Genomic DNA, 18117 nt, shown 5'->3' on the forward strand with positions numbered 1-18117 from the left:
GGCGCGGCGAATGGGTAACCGAACCACATTTCGCGGGGGTTTATGTCTTTCCGATCCGGGGTCAATGGCCGGCTTGCCGGCCTGCTGGTGGCGTGCGCCATCGGCACGGGTGGCGCATCCTGCGCTGCCTTCGCAGCCAATACGGCGGGCACCGCCGCCACATCCGAGAACGGCGTCACCGCCGACACCATCCTGCTGGGCCAGTCCGCCGCGCTGACCGGCCCGACCGCCATGCTCGGCAAGCAGATGAACTCGGGCGCGCGGCTGTATTTCGACCATATCAACCAGCAGGGCGGCATCTACGGCCGCAAGATCCGGCTGGAGGCGCTGGACGACTACTACGAGCCCGAGCCCGCCGCCAAAAACACCAAAAAGCTGATCGACGACGACCGTGTCTTCGCCCTCTTCGGCTATGTCGGCACGCCCACCAGCCAGGCCGCGCTGCCGCTGGCGATCCAGGCCAGGGTGCCATTCTTTGGCCCGTACACTGGCGCGCGCTCGGTGCGCGAGCCGCGCAACCGCTACGTCTTCCATGTCCGCGCCGGCTACAACGACGAGGCCACGGCGATCCTGCGCCAGATCCAGACCACCGGACTGAAACGCGTGGCCGTGGTCTACAACGACGACGCTTATGGCAGGGCCGAGCTCGAGGAGCTGGAACGCGCACTGAAGACCGTGGCCGACAGCGGCGTGCAGCTGGTGGCGCGCGAGGGCGTGGTGCGCAACACCACGGAAATCGGCGACGCCATGCAGGGTTCGATAAAGGCCAGGCCCGACGCCGTGGTCATGATCAGCGCCTACCGCACCGCCGGTGCCTTCGTGAAGGAAGCGCTGCGCCGCGGCTACAACGGCCAGTTCTACAACGTCTCCTTCGTCGGCACCCAGGCGCTGGCCAACGTGGTCGGCGCGCAGGGCAGCGGCGTGATCATCTCGCAGGTGATGCCGCACCCTGGCAACGCCACGCTGCCGATCGTGCGGGAGTACCTGCGCCTGCTGCAGGCCGCCGGCAAGGCCAGCGAATTCGACTACGCCAGCATCGAAGGCTTTATCGCCGCCAAGGCCTTCACCGAAGGCCTGCGCCGCGCGGGCAAGGACCTGAACCGCGAGAAGTTCGTCACCGCACTGGAAACGATGCGCAGCTACGACCTGGGTGGATACATCGTCAATTTCACGCCAGAGAACCACGTGGGTTCGAAGTTCGTGGAGATGACGATCATCAATTCGAAGGGGCAGGTGATCCGCTGAGCTTGCATGGCCTTTCCCCTCCCTGCACTAGGAGTTTGTCGGGCTTTGCAGTCTTCCGCAAGATGACGTTGTCCGAGATAATCGCTGGCGCACAACCAAAGACCTACCCGATGAGCCGCTTCGTTCCCGTAGACCGAGATACCGCGTACCTGTTGCCGCCCTCAGTGGACGAATGGCTGCCCGATGATCACTTGGCGCGCTTCGTAGTCGAAGTCATCGAGCAGCTCGATCTGAGCGAACTGACACGCCAATACGCGGGCCGGGGTTCGGCGGCGCACCATCCCGCCGTGTTGCTGGGCTTGCTGATCTACGGCTATGCCAATGGCGTGCACTCGAGCCGCAAGCTCGAACGCGCGACCTACGACTCGGTGGCCTTCCGCTATGTGGCAGCCAACACCCACCCGGATCACGACACGCTGGCGACGTTCCGGCGTCGATTCCTGAAGGAGGTGGAGGCGCTGTTTGTGCAGGTGCTGGTGCTGGCGCGCGAGATGAAACTGCTCAAGCTCGGGCACATTGCGCTGGACGGCACCAAGATCGACGCGAACGCGAGCAAGCACCGCGCCCTGTCGTGGGGTCATGCCCAAAAGATCGAGGCGCAGTTACGACAGGAAGTGCAGGCCCTGCTTGCGCTGGCCGAGAACAGCGACCGCGCAGCCATCCCGGATGGCATGGACGTGCCGGCGGAGATCGCTCGACGCGAAGACCGCTTGAGCGCGATGGCGCTGGCCAAGGCAAAGATCGAGCAGCGCGCCGCCGAGCGTCATCAACTCGAACAGCAGGAGTACGAGGCCAAGACGGCTAAGCGCAAGTCTCAGCGGGACGCTGGCAAGAAGCCGCGCGGCAAGGATCCCGAGCCACCAGAGGCGGGGCCCAAGGATGGCGATCAGGTGAACCTCACGGATGAAGAGTCACGCATCATGCCCGTCTCGGGGGGTGGCTTCGAACAAAGCTACAACGCGCAAGCCGGGGTAGACACAGAGACGATGATGGTGGTCACCCAGCACGTGAGCCAGGCGTGCAACGACAAGCGCGAAGTCGTGCCCACGCTGGAGCAGATCGCGGCGTTGCCTGCGGTGCTGGGCGAGGTGCGCACGCTGATCACGGACAACGGCTTCTTCAGTCAGGCCAACGTGATCGCGTGCCACGATGCAGGGATCGAGCCGCTGCTGGCGCTAAGGCGGGAGCCGCATCATGCCCCTGTGCTGGAGCGCTTTGCCCCCGATGTGCCGCAGCCCCAGACCACGGACCCGGTTGTGCAGATGGCGCACCGACTGGGCACACAAGCCGGGCGCGCCCTCTACAGCTTGCGCAAGCAGACGGTGGAGCCGGTGTTCGGCATCATCAAACGGGTAATGGGTTGGCGCCAGATGAGCATGCGCGGGCTGGACAAGGCGCAAGGCGAATGGAGTCTTGTGACCATGGCCTGGAACATCAAGCGCATGCACGTTCTGCGAGCGGTTGGATAGCAAAGTGCGCCTCGACTACCCAAAGCCGAGCCCCTAAGGCGCTCCAATGTGCCATCACAGTGCCTCGTCAACCATCAAGAGCGTTCGATCAGCGCGATTGCCGTCCAAAAATCTCGTCGCACCGATCATTCGGATTCGCCCGGGCTCAAGTCCGACGGACTCCTAGGGAGGAGAAAACCACGCCCTACTCCATATCGTTCAGGTGACACGCCGAGAACCGCATCGGCGCAATCTCCTTCAGCAGCGGCTGCTCTTCCCGGCAACGCGGCATCGCATGCGGGCAGCGCGGGTGGAAATGGCAGCCCGGCGGCGGGTTCAGCGGCGACGGGATCTCGCCGCGGATCGCCACATAGGTCTTGCGGGCCACCTCCAGCTTGGGCGCCTCGGCCAGCAGGGCCTGGGTATAGGGATGGTTGGGCGCGGCGAACACATCTTCGGTCGGCGCCGATTCCACCACCCGCCCCAGGTACATGATCACCACGCGGTCGCTGATGTGCTTGACCACGCCCAGGTCGTGGCTGATGAACAGGTAGGTCAGGTTCAGCTCTTCGCGCAGGCGCATGAACAGGTTCAGCACCTGGGCCTGGATCGACACATCCAGCGCCGCCACTGACTCGTCGCACACCAGGAATTCAGGCTTGACCGCCAGCGCCCGGGCAATGCCTATGCGCGCGCGCTGCCCGCCGGAGAACTGGTGCGGAAAGCGCCGCAGCACGGTCGGGTCCATGCCCACGCGCACCAGCATGTCTTCCACATAGCCCTTCTGCGCGCCGCGCTCGACCATGCCGTGCACCACCGGTGCCTCGCCGACGATATCCAGTACGCGCAGCCGCGGATTGAGCGAGGCATACGGGTCCTGGAAGATCATCTGGATCGCCAGCTGCTTCTCGCGGCGCTTGTCGGGCGGCAGGTGGTCGAGGTTGGTGCCGCGCCAGAAACGCTCGCCCTCGGTCAGTGAGTGCAGGCCTACAGCCATGCGGCCCAGCGTGGACTTGCCGCAGCCGGACTCGCCCACCAGGCCGACCACCTCACCGGCACGGATACTCAGGTCGACGCGGTCGACCGCGTGCACCACCTCGTCATGCGCATGGGCGCCGAACAGGTTGGCGATGCGCGCGGCGGCGTCGAGCGACTTGACGAAGCGCTTGGACACCCCGCGCAGCTCCAGGATCGGCGCGCTCGGCGTGGCCCCCTCTTCTGCGGCAGGATTCGTCATCGGTCGGGATTGCAGTTCAGTTGCGCTCATGCCGCCTCCTGGTTGGCCAGCACCGGATGGAAGCAGCGCAGGCGGCGGCCGTCGGCGGCGGTCTCCAGCGGCGGCTCGGTCTTGCAGGCAGCGGTGGCGTAGGGGCAGCGCTCACGGAAGGCACAGCCGCCCGGCAGGTTCAGCAGCGACGGCGTCATGCCCGGGATCTGCCGCAGCGGCGCGCCGCGCGGATTGCGCGACGGCGCCGAGCTGATCAGCCCGTGGGTGTAGGGGTGCTCTGGGTGTTCCAGCACCTGGCGCACGTCGCCGGCCTCGACGATCTTTCCGGCGTACATCACGCACACGGTATCGGCCAGCCCCGCCACCACCGACAGGTCGTGCGTGATCCAGATCAGCGCCGTGCCCGATTCGCGGCACAGGGTCTGCATCTCGTACAGGATCTGGCCCTGGATGGTGACATCCAGCGCGGTGGTCGGTTCGTCGGCAATGATCAGGTCGGGCTTGTTCAGCAGCGAGATCGCGATCGCCACGCGCTGGCGCATGCCGCCCGAGAACTGGTGCGGATAGGCCTGCAGGCGCTCATCCGGCGACGGGATGCCGACCCGCGCCAGCGCATTGCGCGCGCGCTCGCGCGCCACCGCCTTGCCCACCTTCTCATGGGCCAGCACCGCCTCGATCATCTGCGTGTCGATGCGCAGGACCGGGTTCAGCGTCATCATCGGGTCCTGGAAGATCATCGCGATGCGGTTGCCGCGCACGTCGCGCTGCTGCGCCGGCGTGAGCGCGCGCAGGTCGCGGGTGATGCCGTCGCGGCTGGTCAGCGCGATGCGGCCGTCGACGATCTTCCCGGGCGGGTCGATCAGGCCCATGATCGAATACCCGGTCATGGACTTGCCCGAGCCGGACTCGCCCACCAGCCCCATGATCTCGCCGCGGCCCACGGTGAAGGACACGTCGTCGACGGCCTTGGCGATGCCGCCGCGCGTGTGGAATTGCGTCTTCAGGTGTTCAACCACCAACGTCGGTTGTGCCATGTTCCGCTCCTGGTTATTGCGTCTGCAGGCGCGGGTTGAGCACATCGCGCAGCTGGTCGGCCACCAGGTTCATCGCCACGATGGTGACCACCAGCGCGATACCCGGGAAGAAGCTGATCCAGTACTTGCCCGACAGCATGTACTGCTGCCCGTTGGAGATCAGCGAGCCCAGCGACGGCTCGGTGACCGGCACGCCCAGCCCGAGAAAGGACAGCGTCGCTTCCAGCGTAATGGCCGAGGCCACCTGCAGCGCCGCGATCACGATCAGCGGCGGCAGGCAGTTAGGCAGCAGGTGGCGGAACATGATGCGCATCGGCGGCAGGCCCAGGCAGGTGGCGGCCTCGATATATTCCTTGCGCCGCTCCACCAGCGCGGCGCTGCGCGTGGTGCGGGCGTAGTAGGCCCACTGCACCGCCACCAGCGCGATCACGATATTGCCCAGCCCCGGGCGCAGGAAGGCCAGCAGGATCAGCGCCAGCAGGATCGGCGGGAACGACAGCTGCAGGTCGGCCACGCGCATGATGAAGGCCTCGGTGCGCCCGCCCAGGAAGCCGGCCAGCAGGCCGAGCGTGGCCCCCAGCAGCAGCGCGATCACGGTGCTGACCACGCCCACGCCGATGCTGATGCGCAGGCCGTACATCACCGCCGACAGGATGTCGCGGCCCTGCTCGTCCGAACCCAGCAGGAAGGTCATGCCGTTGCCGGCCTGCTCGCCCGGCGCCAGGCGCGCGTCAAGCACGTCCAGCGTGGCCAGGTCATAAGGGTTCTGCGGCGCCAGCCACGGCGCGAAGATGGCGATCAGGATGATGATGACCAGCGTGGCCAGTCCGGCCACGGCAATCTTGCTGGAGAAGAACTCCGCGGCAAAGCGCCGCCACGGCGATTGTTCGCGCGCCGCGGCGGGCGGCGGCGTCTTGTCCTCTTGTTCGACAGATACGGCACTCATGGCTCAGCCCTTGTTGTCGGCAATGCGCACGCGCGGATCGAGCATGCTGTAGATGATGTCCACCACCAGGTTGATCAGGATGAACAGCGTCACGATCACCATCAGGTAGGCGACGATCACCGGCCGGTCCAGCAACTGGATCGAGTCGATGATGAGCTTGCCCATGCCGGGCCAGGCGAAGATGGATTCCGTCACGATCGCAAAGGCGATGATCGAGCCGAACTGCAGCGCGATCACCGTGACGATCGGGATCAGGATGTTCTTCAGCACGTGCACGCCGACGATGCGGGTGTTCGACAGTCCCTTGGCGCGCGCGAACTTGACGTAGTCCTGCAGCATCGCCTCCTGCGTGCCGGCGCGCGTGAGCCGGATCACCATGGCGATGTTCAGGAGCGACAGCGTCACCGCCGGCAGGATCAGGTGGCGGATGCCGTCGGCGGTCAGGAAGCTGAGCGGGATCCCAAGCACGCGCACGGTCTCGCCGCGCCCGTTGGACGGCAGCCAGCCGAGCTGCACCGCGAACACCATGATCAGCATCAGCCCGACCCAGAAGGTGGGCAGCGAGAAGCCCAGGATCGAAACCGTCATGATCGACTTGCCGGCGATGCCCTTGGGCCGCAGCCCGGCCCACAGGCCCAGCGGGATGCCCAGCACGATCGCCAGCAGGATCGCGCAGATGGCCAGCTCCATGGTGGCGGGCATGCGCTCGAAGATCAGCTTGAGCGCCGGCGTGCCGTGCGCGAACGAGGTGCCCAGGTTGCCTTGCAGCGCGTTCTGCAGGAACACCCAGTACTGCTCCCACAGCGGCTTGTCCAGGCCCAGCGCCGCGATGGTGCGCTTGATGTCCTCCTGGTCGGCCTGCGGGTTGATCAGGATGTCGACGGGATTGCCGATGGCAAAGACGCCGAGGAAAACCAGCAGCGACATGACGAAGAGCACGACCACGCTCTGCATCAGGCGCCGGATGATAAAGACCAGCATAATCGAACCACTATCCTTTCGCGCGCGAATGCACGCCACGCCCGGGCCGCGCCGTGGCGCTTCCCGGGTGTGGCGCGGCAGCCATGCGCGGCACCGCAAACTCGGCCAGCAGACAATCCGCGGGCCGAGGCTCCTGTCTGAGCTGACCGGAGCTTACTGGGGCTTGAAGTTGTGCGCGTAGGTGCGCTCGTCGGTACGCGGCACGTAGACAATGCCCTTTTGCGTGGCCCAGGTGGTCACCTGCTGGTGGATCGGGACGATACCGCCATCGTTGATCGCGATTGCGGTGGCCTCCTGCAGCAGCTTGGAGCGCTCCTTGTCATCCACGGTGGACAGCGCCTTCTCCAGTACCACGTCCATCTTGGGGTTGCAGTACTCGCCCCAGTTGGTGGTGCCGAAACCCTTCTTGCTGTCCTCGCATGCCAGCAGCGCGCGCAGCGGCGAGCTGACCTCACCGGTCTGCGCGCCCCAGCCCAGCAGCCCGAACGACCACTCGTGCTTGATGCCCTTGGACGAGTACGTCGCCATCGGCATGCCTTCGACCTTGGTGGCGATGCCGATGCGGGTCAGGTTCTGCGCAATTGTCTGCGCGATCTTCTCGTCGTTGACGTAGCGGTTGTTGGGCGTATGCAGCGTCACGCCGAAGCCGTTCGGGAAGCCGGCGTCGGCCAGCAGCTTCTTGGCGGCCTCGGGGTCGTACTTGACCGTCTTCAGGTTGGGGTTATAGCCGAACAGCGTCGGCGGCACCAGGTTGTTGGTCGGCTCGGACAGGCCTTCCATCAGGCGGTCCTTGATGCCCTGCCGGTTGATCGCCATGCTGATGGCATTGCGCACGCGCGCGTCCTTCAGCGGGTTCTTGTCCAGCGGTGCGCCTTCCTTGGTGGTGACGTAGGGCGACTTGTCGCGCTTGGCATCGAAATACAGATAGATCACGCGGTGCGAGATCTTGGAGAAGAACGACAGCTTGGGATCCTGGCGCACCTTGGGCAGGTCAGGCGTGGGCACGTTCTCGATGGCCTGCACGTCGCCCGACAGCAGCGCCGCCAGGCGCGTCGCCGGATTGGGGATGAAGCGCAGCGTGACCTTGTCCCAGGCCGGCTTGGCGCCCCAGTAGTCGTTGTTGCGCACCAGCTCGACCCGGTCGTCGCGGGCATAGCTGACGAACTTGAACGGCCCGGTGCCGACCATGCCCTTGCCCTGCGCGAAGTCATCCGAGCTCAGCCCCTGCGTGGCCTTTTTCTGCACGATGAAGATCGACGTGAGGTCGTTCAGCATCAGCGGATAAGGCTGGTTGGTGGTCAGCTGGATGGTGTACTTGTCGATGATCTTCTTGTTGACGATCGCCTTGGTGTAGACATCGAACTTGCCCGGGCTGTTCTGGATGGTGGCCGGGCGGTCCAGCGACCAGATCACGTCTTCGGCGGTCAGCTCGGAGCCGTCGTGGAACTTCACGCCCTTGCGGATCTTGAATTCCCAGGTGAGGTTGTTGACCAGCTTCCACGACTCGGCCAGGCCCGGGATGATGCGGCTGTCCGGGTCCATCTTGGTCAGCGAGTCAAAGATATGCTCGGAAACGTTGATGTTGGAGAACAGGTTGTAGAAGTGCGGATCCATCGAGGTTGGCGGCGAACTCATGGCCAGTTTGAGGTCCGCGGCCTGGGCGGTGCCGGCAAGCGCCAGGCCAAAGGCCCCGGCTGCCGCCACCACACCAATTGCCTTCTTGAAAGTGCGAAGGGACATCGCGCAATTCTCCCTGTAGGAAGTGAAGCAGACGTTTTAGGATCGGCAATGCGCCGCGGGTCACGCGGCGGCGCTGCGTTTTGGTGCGGTTTGGGGTGCGGTTGCGCATCACAAAGCGACGAAATTGCCGGCCGGGCACTTCAAGCATGAACTGTTCCAGCAGTGCGCATGTCGCGGCAATGCGGGGAAACCCACCCGCGCTGGCATATTGCACTGCGCCAACCGGGCAAGCGCGCAGGAAATCGCCGCGTTTTGGCGCTTTGCGGAGAGGCATCGTATGATCGGGGTATCCAACGCGAACGCCCCTAACGTCCAGGGCAGCCAGGCATCATGAAGCTCATTCCCGAAATCCTGCAGGCACAAGCCGAAATCCGCGCGATCCGGCGCGACATCCACGCCCATCCGGAACTCTGCTTCGAAGAACAGCGCACTGCCGACGTGGTCGCGCAGAATCTGGAATCGTGGGGCATCGAAGTTCATCGCGGCCTGGGCACCACCGGCCTGGTGGGCGTGATCCGCAACGGCAACAGCCCGCGCACCATCGGCCTGCGCGCCGACATGGACGCGCTGCCGCTGCAGGAAGCGAACACCTTTGATCACCGCTCGCAGCACACCGGCAAGATGCACGCCTGCGGCCACGACGGCCACACCGCCATGCTGCTCGGCGCGGCGCGCTACCTGGCGCAGCACAAGCCCTTCGACGGCACCGTGCACCTGATCTTCCAGCCGGCCGAGGAAGGCGGCGGCGGCGCCCGTGAAATGATCAAGGACGGGCTGTTCGAGCGCTTTCCGTGCGACGCGGTGTTCGGCGTGCACAACTGGCCGGGCATGCCGGTCGGCGCGTTCGGCACGCGCGCGGGCCCGCTGATGGCATCGAGCAACGAGTTCCGCATCGTGGTGCGCGGCAAGGGTGCGCATGCGGCCATGCCCAACAACGGCAACGACCCGGTCTTCACCGCGGCGCAGATCGTGTCGGCGCTGCAGGGCATCATCACGCGCAACAAGCGCCCGATCGATACCGCGGTGATCTCGGTCACGCAGTTCCACGCGGGCGACGCCACCAATATAGTGCCGGACCAGGCCTGGATCGGCGGCACGGTGCGCACGTTCACGGTGCCGGTGCTGGACCTGATCGAACGGCGCATGGAAGAAGTGGCGCGCGCGGTGGCGGCGGCGTTCGACTGCACCATCGAATACGAATTCCACCGCAACTATCCGCCGACTGTCAACAGCGAGGCCGAGACCGGCTTTGCCACCGGGGTCGCCGCCGAACTGGTCGGGCCGGACAACGTCGACAGCAATGTCGAGCCCACCATGGGCGCCGAGGATTTCTCGTTCATGTTGCAGCACAAGCCCGGCTGCTACCTGTTCCTGGGCAACGGCGACGGCGGCCATCGCGACGCCGGCCATGGCATCGGGCCCTGCATGCTGCACAACCCGAGCTACGATTTCAACGACGAACTGCTGCCGGTCGGCTCGACGTTCTTCGTGCGGCTGGTGGAAAAGTGGCTGGCGCCTGCGTGACATTACGTACCTGAGCGCAGCACAACGATAACAACAGGGGAGCATCCGCGATGGGCCGCCTGGCGCTGGATCGCGAGACAGCGCGCAGCTTCGCGCGCGTGGCGCTGGACAATGTCCTGCGCCGCTATCCGTACAAGCTGGACCACATGATGGCCAGCGCCGGTGACCTGGCCGAGCCGTCGGCCTGGCATCCGGTCTTTTGCGGCAGCTACGACTGGCACTCCAGCGTGCACATGCACTGGTTACTGGTGCGGCTGCTGGCCCTGTCGCCGGACTTGGAGGAGGCGCCGCGCATCCGCGAAACGCTGGATGCCCAGCTGCGCCCGGAGCACATCGCGGTCGAGCTGGCCTACTTCCAGCGGCCCGATTCGCGCACCTTCGAGCGCCCCTATGGCTGGGGCTGGATGCTGAAACTGCAGGCGGAGTTGCTGGTGCTGGCGCGGCAGGACGCCCAGGCAGCCACCTGGGCCGAGGCGTGCGCGCCGCTGGCATCGCACCTGTCACGGCAACTGGCGGATTTCCTGGATGCAGCGGTTTTCCCAGTGCGCACCGGCACCCATTACAACAGCGCCTTCGCCCTGGTGATGGCCATGGCCTATGCACGCACGCACCAGGACCTCACCTTGCGGCGCGCCATCGTGCGGCGGGCCCACCGCTGGTTCGGACATGATCAGAAATACCCGGCGCGGTATGAGCCCGGCGGCGATGAATTCCTGTCCGGCGGGCTGACCGAAGCCGTGCTGATGCACGCCGTGATGGACGGCTGCGCGTTTTCAGAATGGTGGGAGTTGTTCGTGCCGGGGCAGGTGGAACTGGCCAACTGGCTGACGCCGGTCGAAGTGACCAATCGCAGCGATCCCAAGACCTCGCACCTGGACGGACTCAATCTGTCGCGCGCCTGGTGCTGGCGCATGCTGGAGCCCGCCCTGCCCGAGCCGCTGCGGCCGCTGGCCATCCGGGCCTGGTCGGACCATCTCGAGGCATCGCTGCCGCAGGCGGTCGAGGGCGAGTATGTGTCCACGCACTGGCTGGCCTCGTTCGCGGTGCTCGCACTGGCCGAGCCCATCGGCGGCTGAGGGGCGCCGCCGGCGTCCTTCAGTCCAGCGCGATGTCGCCGTACCAGGACTCGGCCTTGCTCTTGGTGTTGTCGGTATCGGTCATGATGCCCACGGCAATGACCCGGCCGGGATCGGTCCCGAAGGCCTTGCGGTAGTCGGCGCGCAGGTCGCGCTCATGGCAACGCCACTCATTGGCGTGCTTCATGCCGCTATCCACCACGATCATGCGCACCCGGTCGGTGTGCGGATTTTTCACCACCGCGCCTTCCGCGCGCCGTCCGCCCCAGATGTACATCAGCGTGGCGTAGGGCATTTCGCGGCCGGTGGTCAGCCGCGCCATCTCGTACATCAGCTGGTCCTTCAAGGACAGCGCACCCTTGTCGCCGTCGAAGGCGACAAACAGGCGCAACGGCGAATCCTCGCGCGGGCCGTGGCTGTTGTCGGCGTTGCGGATGATGCCGCTGGTCTTCCAGGTCCAGCGCAGCATGCCGGCATCGCGATCGCGCAACGGGACATACAGGCCGGAGGCCGAGCTCTCGGCCTGCGCATGGACGACCACGCGCTGATCGACCTCTACCATCGAATAACGGGTGGGCGTCTTGTTGCGGTTGATGGTCCACGGCTGCCAGCCGACCGGCAACTGGCCGCGATGCGGTGAGACCGAGAACAACGGCAGCGTGGCCAGGGTCGCCGGCGGCGCGGCATCGGCGACTTCGCCGTCGTCACCCGCCTCGGCTTCCGCCGCACTGGTGTTGGCGGCAGCCAGCGGGTCGGGCGACGACACCGCAGGCACCGCCGGGTCTGTCTGCGCTGCCACGTACGCGGTCATGCGCCTGGCGAACGTCTGGCAATCGATCGCGGAAGTGCCGGCCGTATTGGCCGTGTCATCCGGAGGAACCGCGGAAACAGGGGGAGTGGATGCGCATCCTGCCAGCAGCAGCGCGCCGGCGACACCAGTCAAAACCAGCCGAAACACCTTGGCCGTCATGTAACCCCTCGAAACCCGAATCCGGACCTGCTCTGTTGGCAAGGGTCCGGCTATTGCTCACTACTTGCTGCAAACTGATGTTGCAACCGCCTTCGTGCCGCATGTGGGCACTTGGGTGTCGACCATAGCAGAAGGCGGGCAGTCCCGGAATGCTCGGCGACCCGCGATGCGGCATGAAAACAACGAGGACACGCATGCCTGCGCCGGCCATTGCATTTTCGCCGCGCCAAAGCAAAAACCCCCAGCCTTTTGGGGCTGGGGGTTCTGCGGTATAAGAGCCTGGCGATGACCTACTTTCACACGGGTATCCGCACTATCATCGGCGCGGAGCTGTTTCACGGACCTGTTCGGGATGGGAAGGGGTGGTTCCAGCTCGCTATGGTCACCAGGCATGAGGGGTTGCAGCGCTGGGGTTGAGGTCAACGCTGCGAATAGGGATGTAGTTGGGGTTGTGCGTCTTGTGTCAACTGTTTCGGCACAGTCGCGATCACACACCAGGTGAAACACACTGGTTATAGGATCAAGCCTTACGGGCAATTAGTACTGGTTAGCTTAACGCATTACTGCGCTTCCACACCCAGCCTATCAACGTCCTGGTCTCGAACGACCCTTCAAGGAGGTCAAGCCTCCAGGGAATCCTCATCTTCAGGCGAGTTTCCCGCTTAGATGCTTTCAGCGGTTATCTCTTCCGTACATAGCTACCCTGCGATGCCTCTGGCGAGACAACAGGTACACCAGCGGTACGTCCACTCCGGTCCTCTCGTACTAGGAGCAGCCCCCGTCAAGATTCCAACGCCCACGGCAGATAGGGACCAAACTGTCTCACGACGTTTTAAACCCAGCTCACGTACCTCTTTAAATGGCGAACAGCCATACCCTTGGGACCGGCTACAGCCCCAGGATGAGATGAGCCGACATCGAGGTGCCAAACACCGCCGTCGATATGAACTCTTGGGCGGTATCAGCCTGTTATCCCCAGAGTACCTTTTATCCGTTGAGCGATGGCCCTTCCATTCAGAACCACCGGATCACTATGTCCTGCTTTCGCACCTGCTCGACTTGTCGGTCTCGCAGTTAAGCACGCTTTTGCCATTGCACTTTAGGTACGATGTCCGACCGTACCAAGCGTACCTTCGAACTCCTCCGTTACACTTTGGGAGGAGACCGCCCCAGTCAAACTGCCTACCATGCACTGTCCCCGACCCGGATTCACGGGTCAAGGTTAGAACCTCAAACAAACCAGGGTGGTATTTCAAGGACGGCTCCACGTGAACTAGCGTCCACGCTTCAAAGCCTCCCACCTATCCTACACAGATCGGTTCAAAGTCCAATGCAAAGCTACAGTAAAGGTTCATGGGGTCTTTCCGTCTAGCCGCGGGGAGATTGCATCATCACAAACACTTCAACTTCGCTGAGTCTCGGGAGGAGACAGTGTGGCCATCGTTACGCCATTCGTGCAGGTCGGAACTTACCCGACAAGGAATTTCGCTACCTTAGGACCGTTATAGTTACGGCCGCCGTTTACCGGGACTTCAATCAAGAGCTTGCACCCCATCATTTAATCTTCCGGCACCGGGCAGGCGTCACACCCTATACGTCCACTTTCGTGTTTGCAGAGTGCTGTGTTTTTATTAAACAGTCGCAGCCACCATTTTATTGCAACCCCTTCACCCTTCTGGCGCAGGCCAGTCAAGCTACCAGGGCGTACCTTATCCCGAAGTTACGGTACCAATTTGCCGAGTTCCTTCTCCCGAGTTCTCTCAAGCGCCTTAGAATACTCATCTCGCCCACCTGTGTCGGTTTGCGGTACGGTCTCGTATGACTGAAGCTTAGAGGCTTTTCTTGGAACCACTTCCAATTGCTTCGCAGCACTAGGCCGCTTGCCCCGCATCCTTGAATTCCGCGCCCGGATTTGCCTGAGCGCCTTCTCCAATGCAGGGACCGGGACTTCCAACACCCGGACAACCTTCCGCGATCCGTCCCCCCATCGCATCATACGACGGTGCAGGAATATTAACCTGCTTCCCATCAGCTACGCATCTCTGCCTCGCCTTAGGGGCCGACTCACCCTACGCCGATGAACGTTGCGTAGGAAACCTTGGGCTTACGGCGAGGGGGCCTTTCACCCCCTTTATCGCTACTCATGTCAGCATTCGCACTTCCGATACCTCCAGCATCCTTTACAAGACACCTTCACAGGCTTACGGAACGCTCTCCTACCACGCACATTACTGTGCGTCCGCAGCTTCGGTATATAGCTTAGCCCCGTTACATCTTCCGCGCAGGACGACTCGATCAGTGAGCTATTACGCTTTCTTTAAAGGGTGGCTGCTTCTAAGCCAACCTCCTGACTGTTTTAGCCTTCCCACTTCGTTTCCCACTTAGCTATATTTGGGGACCTTAGCTGGCGGTCTGGGTTGTTTCCCTCTTGACACCGGACGTTAGCACCCGATGTCTGTCTCCCGTGATTGCACTCTTCGGTATTCGGAGTTTGCTATGGCGGGGTAATCAGCAATAGACCCCCCAACCATGACAGTGCTCTACCCCCGAAGGTGAGACACGAGGCACTACCTAAATAGTTTTCGGAGAGAACCAGCTATTTCCAGATTTGTTTAGCCTTTCACCCCTATCCACAGCTCATCCCCTAACTTTTCAACGTTAGTGGGTTCGGTCCTCCAGTACGTGTTACCGCACCTTCAACCTGGCCATGGATAGATCATCTGGTTTCGGGTCTACACCCAGCGACTCAACGCCCTGTTCGGACTCGCTTTCGCTACGCCTTCCCTAATCGGTTAAGCTTGCCACTGAATGTAAGTCGCTGACCCATTATACAAAAGGTACGCCGTCACCCGTTGCCAGGCTCCGACTGTTTGTATGCATGCGGTTTCAGGATCTATTTCACTCCCCTCCCGGGGTTCTTTTCGCCTTTCCCTCACGGTACTGGTTCACTATCGGTCGATCACGAGTATTTAGCCTTGGAGGATGGTCCCCCCATCTTCAGACAGGATTTCACGTGTCCCGCCCTACTTGTCGTACACCTAGTTCCACAACGCTGTTTTCGCATACAGGGCTATCACCTGCTATGGCCGGGCTTTCCATCCCGTTCTGCTAACAATGCTGCTAAAGAGTACAAGGCTCTTCCCATTTCGTTCGCCACTACTTTGGGAATCTCGGTTGATTTCTGTTCCTGCAGCTACTTAGATGTTTCAGTTCGCCGCGTTCGCTTCCCTGACCTATGTATTCAGTCAGGGATGACCCATACGGGCCGGGTTTCCCCATTCGGACATCTCCGGATCAAAGCTTGTTTGCCAGCTCCCCGAAGCTTTTCGCAGGCTACCGCGTCCTTCATCGCCTGTGATCGCCAAGGCATCCACCACATGCACTTGTTCGCTTGACCCTATAACGAGTGTGTCTCGATTGCTCGAAACAGTCGCTACAGGATGAGTTCTCGCATTTGTGCCGTATTCCAAGTCATCTTTCGATCACTTAAATACATTTTGGTTGATACAATCACAACCCGGTATCGCGTTTGGTACTGCAGCGTCTCATCAACGCTTCGCGACACCTTTACTACATCCCATATTGTTAAAGAACAGCCGATCTTGCGATCGCTTGGCAATGCCAAATGAAAACACTCGCAACTCAGCGTCGCGAAGCGCTTTCATTTGACAACCAATCCAAGGTACCAGGTGATGGTGGAGGATGACGGGATCGAACCGACGACCCCCTGCTTGCAAAGCAGGTGCTCTCCCAGCTGAGCTAATCCCCCTTCCGGATAACTTGGTGGGTCTGGTAGGACTTGAACCTACGACCCCCGCCTTATCAAGACGGTGCTCTAACCACCTGAGCTACAGACCCTTGGCTGTAACAGCAAACAAACCGATAAGTGTGAACGCTAGGCTTGAGACACAAGCCTCTAGAAAGGAGGTGATCCAGCCGCACCTTCCGATACGGCTACCTTGTTACGACTTCACCCCAGTCATGAACCCTGCCGTGGTAATCGCCCTCCTTGCGGTTAGGCTAACTACTTCTGGCAAAACCCACTCCCATGGTGTGACGGGCGGTGTGTACAAGACCCGGGAACGTATTCACCGCGGCATGCTGATCCGCGATTACTAGCGATTCCAGCTTCACGTAGTCGAGTTGCAGACTACGATCCGGACTACGATGCGTTTTCTGGGATTAGCTCCCCCTCGCGGGTTGGCAACCCTCTGTACGCACCATTGTATGACGTGTGAAGCCCTACCCATAAGGGCCATGAGGACTTGACGTCATCCCCACCTTCCTCCGGTTTGTCACCGGCAGTCTCTCTAGAGTGCCCTTTCGTAGCAACTAGAGACAAGGGTTGCGCTCGTTGCGGGACTTAACCCAACATCTCACGACACGAGCTGACGACAGCCATGCAGCACCTGTGTCCACTTTCCCTTTCGGGCACCTAATGCATCTCTGCTTCGTTAGTGGCATGTCAAGGGTAGGTAAGGTTTTTCGCGTTGCATCGAATTAATCCACATCATCCACCGCTTGTGCGGGTCCCCGTCAATTCCTTTGAGTTTTAATCTTGCGACCGTACTCCCCAGGCGGTCAACTTCACGCGTTAGCTACGTTACTGAAGAAATGAATCCCCAACAACTAGTTGACATCGTTTAGGGCGTGGACTACCAGGGTATCTAATCCTGTTTGCTCCCCACGCTTTCGTGCATGAGCGTCAGTGACGTCCCAGGGGGCTGCCTTCGCCATCGGTATTCCTCCACATCTCTACGCATTTCACTGCTACACGTGGAATTCTACCCCCCTCTGACATACTCTAGCCTTGCAGTCACAAGCGCCATTCCCAAGTTGAGCTCGGGGATTTCACGCCTGTCTTACAAAACCGCCTGCGCACGCTTTACGCCCAGTAATTCCGATTAACGCTCGCACCCTACGTATTACCGCGGCTGCTGGCACGTAGTTAGCCGGTGCTTATTCTTCCGGTACCGTCATCGACCCCGGGTATTAACCAGAGCCATTTCTTTCCGGACAAAAGTGCTTTACAACCCGAAGGCCTTCTTCACACACGCGGCATTGCTGGATCAGGGTTGCCCCCATTGTCCAAAATTCCCCACTGCTGCCTCCCGTAGGAGTCTGGGCCGTGTCTCAGTCCCAGTGTGGCTGATCGTCCTCTCAGACCAGCTACTGATCGTCGCCTTGGTAGGCTTTTACCCCACCAACTAGCTAATCAGACATCGGCCGCTCCTGTAGCGCGAGGCCTTGCGGTCCCCCGCTTTCACCCTCAGGTCGTATGCGGTATTAGCTAATCTTTCGACTAGTTATCCCCCACTACAGGGCACGTTCCGATGTATTACTCACCCGTTCGCCACTCGCCACCAGGCCGAAGCCCGTGCTGCCGTTCGACTTGCATGTGTAAGGCATGCCGCCAGCGTTCAATCTGAGCCAGGATCAAACTCTTCAGTTCAATCTCTGTGTGGACCCTCGCGGGTCCTCGCTCTTTCGAGCGGTCGCTCACTCTCAGAAAACTGACTGACCAGATCCGAAGATCCAGTCACGTTTTGCTGTGCGAGCACTGTATAACTTGTGAAGCAACACCGTCCGAAGACAGTGGCGTCCGCTACCCAGCGCTCACACTTATCGGTTGTTTGTTTGTTAAAGAACTTCGCTGCCGGCTTTGCCGTTCAGCGCTGCTGCGTTGTCTGCAGCAGAGAAACGAGATTATGCAGAGCTTTCTTCGTTTCGTCAACCGTTTCAGCAATCTTTTTTCGCTGCGGTCAGCGCGCTAACTTCGCTGCGCCAACCTCTCCGGTCGACCCCGCAACCCTTGCTGCGTCTGCTTTGCAGCGCTGCGTTGTGTGTTGCGAGGGGGCGAATAGTAGGCCGGATTCGCACACCTTGCAACAACTTTGTCACAACGATCCGCTAGGGGTTCCAGCG

10 protein-coding genes, 2 tRNA genes and 3 rRNA genes are annotated in these 18117 nt (G+C 61.9%); 4 read left to right on the top strand and 11 right to left on the bottom strand.

Annotated elements, in window-relative coordinates:
- Positions 1-42 precede the first annotated feature (42 nt).
- Complete coding sequence (locus RS901_RS03935; RefSeq protein WP_316151612.1) at positions 43-1245, top strand: ABC transporter substrate-binding protein; 1203 nt, start codon at positions 43-45, stop codon at positions 1243-1245.
- A gap of 110 nt (positions 1246-1355) precedes the next feature.
- On the top strand, positions 1356-2714 hold the full coding sequence (locus RS901_RS03940) for an IS1182 family transposase (RefSeq protein WP_316153348.1): 1359 nt from the start codon (positions 1356-1358) through the stop codon (positions 2712-2714).
- Positions 2715-2898: 184 nt separating this feature from the next.
- On the opposite strand, the gene RS901_RS03945 is transcribed toward RS901_RS03940, so the two are convergent.
- The 5 genes from RS901_RS03945 to RS901_RS03965 all read right to left on the bottom strand — a co-directional run bounded on the left by RS901_RS03945 (position 2899) and on the right by RS901_RS03965 (position 8622).
- Complete coding sequence (locus RS901_RS03945; protein WP_410054168.1) at positions 2899-3930, bottom strand: ABC transporter ATP-binding protein; 1032 nt, start codon at positions 3928-3930, stop codon at positions 2899-2901.
- Positions 3931-3956: 26 nt separating this feature from the next.
- On the bottom strand, positions 3957-4955 hold the full coding sequence (locus tag RS901_RS03950) for an ABC transporter ATP-binding protein (protein ID WP_316151614.1): 999 nt from the start codon (positions 4953-4955) through the stop codon (positions 3957-3959).
- A 13-nt stretch (positions 4956-4968) separates the two neighbouring features.
- Positions 4969-5901 carry an ABC transporter permease gene (locus RS901_RS03955; RefSeq protein ID WP_316151615.1) on the bottom strand — a complete coding sequence of 311 codons (933 nt, stop codon included), beginning with the start codon at positions 5899-5901 and terminating at the stop codon, positions 4969-4971.
- 3 nt (positions 5902-5904) lie between these two features.
- Entirely contained in the window at positions 5905-6882 is a 978-nt protein-coding gene (locus tag RS901_RS03960) for an ABC transporter permease (RefSeq protein WP_316151616.1), read from the bottom strand.
- A 153-nt stretch (positions 6883-7035) separates the two neighbouring features.
- Positions 7036-8622: an ABC transporter substrate-binding protein gene (locus RS901_RS03965; protein ID WP_316151617.1), complete on the bottom strand. Its 1587-nt coding sequence runs from the start codon at positions 8620-8622 to the stop codon at positions 7036-7038.
- Between the two features lie 330 nt (positions 8623-8952).
- On the opposite strand from RS901_RS03965, the gene RS901_RS03970 reads away from it, so the two are divergent.
- Both RS901_RS03970 and RS901_RS03975 read left to right on the top strand, forming a co-directional pair.
- Positions 8953-10146 carry a M20 aminoacylase family protein gene (locus RS901_RS03970; protein ID WP_316151618.1) on the top strand — a complete coding sequence of 398 codons (1194 nt, stop codon included), beginning with the start codon at positions 8953-8955 and terminating at the stop codon, positions 10144-10146.
- 50 nt (positions 10147-10196) lie between these two features.
- A complete protein-coding gene (locus tag RS901_RS03975) occupies positions 10197-11222 on the top strand; it encodes a DUF2891 domain-containing protein (RefSeq protein WP_316151619.1) in 1026 nt (341 codons plus the stop codon).
- Between the two features lie 19 nt (positions 11223-11241).
- Here RS901_RS03975 and RS901_RS03980 read toward each other — a convergent pair whose 3' ends face one another.
- The 6 genes from RS901_RS03980 to RS901_RS04005 all read right to left on the bottom strand — a co-directional run bounded on the left by RS901_RS03980 (position 11242) and on the right by RS901_RS04005 (position 17644).
- The gene (locus RS901_RS03980) at positions 11242-12192 is read right to left on the bottom strand and encodes a DUF3047 domain-containing protein (RefSeq protein ID WP_316151620.1); all 951 of its coding nucleotides are present in this window, start codon (positions 12190-12192) and stop codon (positions 11242-11244) included.
- A 277-nt stretch (positions 12193-12469) separates the two neighbouring features.
- A 5S ribosomal RNA gene (gene rrf / locus RS901_RS03985) occupies positions 12470-12582 on the bottom strand.
- A 126-nt stretch (positions 12583-12708) separates the two neighbouring features.
- Positions 12709-15589 (bottom strand): 23S ribosomal RNA (locus RS901_RS03990).
- A 296-nt stretch (positions 15590-15885) separates the two neighbouring features.
- Positions 15886-15961: transfer RNA gene (locus RS901_RS03995), tRNA-Ala, on the bottom strand.
- A 12-nt stretch (positions 15962-15973) separates the two neighbouring features.
- A tRNA-Ile gene (locus RS901_RS04000) sits at positions 15974-16050 on the bottom strand.
- 62 nt (positions 16051-16112) lie between these two features.
- A 16S ribosomal RNA gene (locus RS901_RS04005) occupies positions 16113-17644 on the bottom strand.
- Together the 16S, 23S and 5S rRNA genes with 2 tRNA genes alongside form the textbook arrangement of a ribosomal RNA operon.
- Positions 17645-18117: the final 473 nt, after the last annotated feature.

It is taken from the genome of Cupriavidus sp. BIC8F (genome assembly GCF_032465815.1).
Lineage (GTDB): Bacteria > Pseudomonadota > Gammaproteobacteria > Burkholderiales > Burkholderiaceae > Cupriavidus > Cupriavidus necator.

Excerpts from the sequence above, each read along its gene's own strand:
- RS901_RS03935 (WP_316151612.1), top strand. The coding sequence starts at position 43 with ATGTCTTTCCGATCCGGGGTCAATGGCCGGCTTGCCGGCCTGCTGGTG.
- RS901_RS03940 (WP_316153348.1), top strand. The coding sequence starts at position 1,356 with ATGAGCCGCTTCGTTCCCGTAGACCGAGATACCGCGTACCTGTTGCCG.
- RS901_RS03945 (WP_410054168.1), bottom strand. The coding sequence starts at position 3,930 with ATGACGAATCCTGCCGCAGAAGAGGGGGCCACGCCGAGCGCGCCGATC.
- RS901_RS03950 (WP_316151614.1), bottom strand. The coding sequence starts at position 4,955 with ATGGCACAACCGACGTTGGTGGTTGAACACCTGAAGACGCAATTCCAC.
- RS901_RS03955 (WP_316151615.1), bottom strand. The coding sequence starts at position 5,901 with ATGAGTGCCGTATCTGTCGAACAAGAGGACAAGACGCCGCCGCCCGCC.
- RS901_RS03960 (WP_316151616.1), bottom strand. The coding sequence starts at position 6,882 with ATGCTGGTCTTTATCATCCGGCGCCTGATGCAGAGCGTGGTCGTGCTC.
- RS901_RS03965 (WP_316151617.1), bottom strand. The coding sequence starts at position 8,622 with ATGTCCCTTCGCACTTTCAAGAAGGCAATTGGTGTGGTGGCGGCAGCC.
- RS901_RS03970 (WP_316151618.1), top strand. The coding sequence starts at position 8,953 with ATGAAGCTCATTCCCGAAATCCTGCAGGCACAAGCCGAAATCCGCGCG.
- RS901_RS03975 (WP_316151619.1), top strand. The coding sequence starts at position 10,197 with ATGGGCCGCCTGGCGCTGGATCGCGAGACAGCGCGCAGCTTCGCGCGC.
- RS901_RS03980 (WP_316151620.1), bottom strand. The coding sequence starts at position 12,192 with ATGACGGCCAAGGTGTTTCGGCTGGTTTTGACTGGTGTCGCCGGCGCG.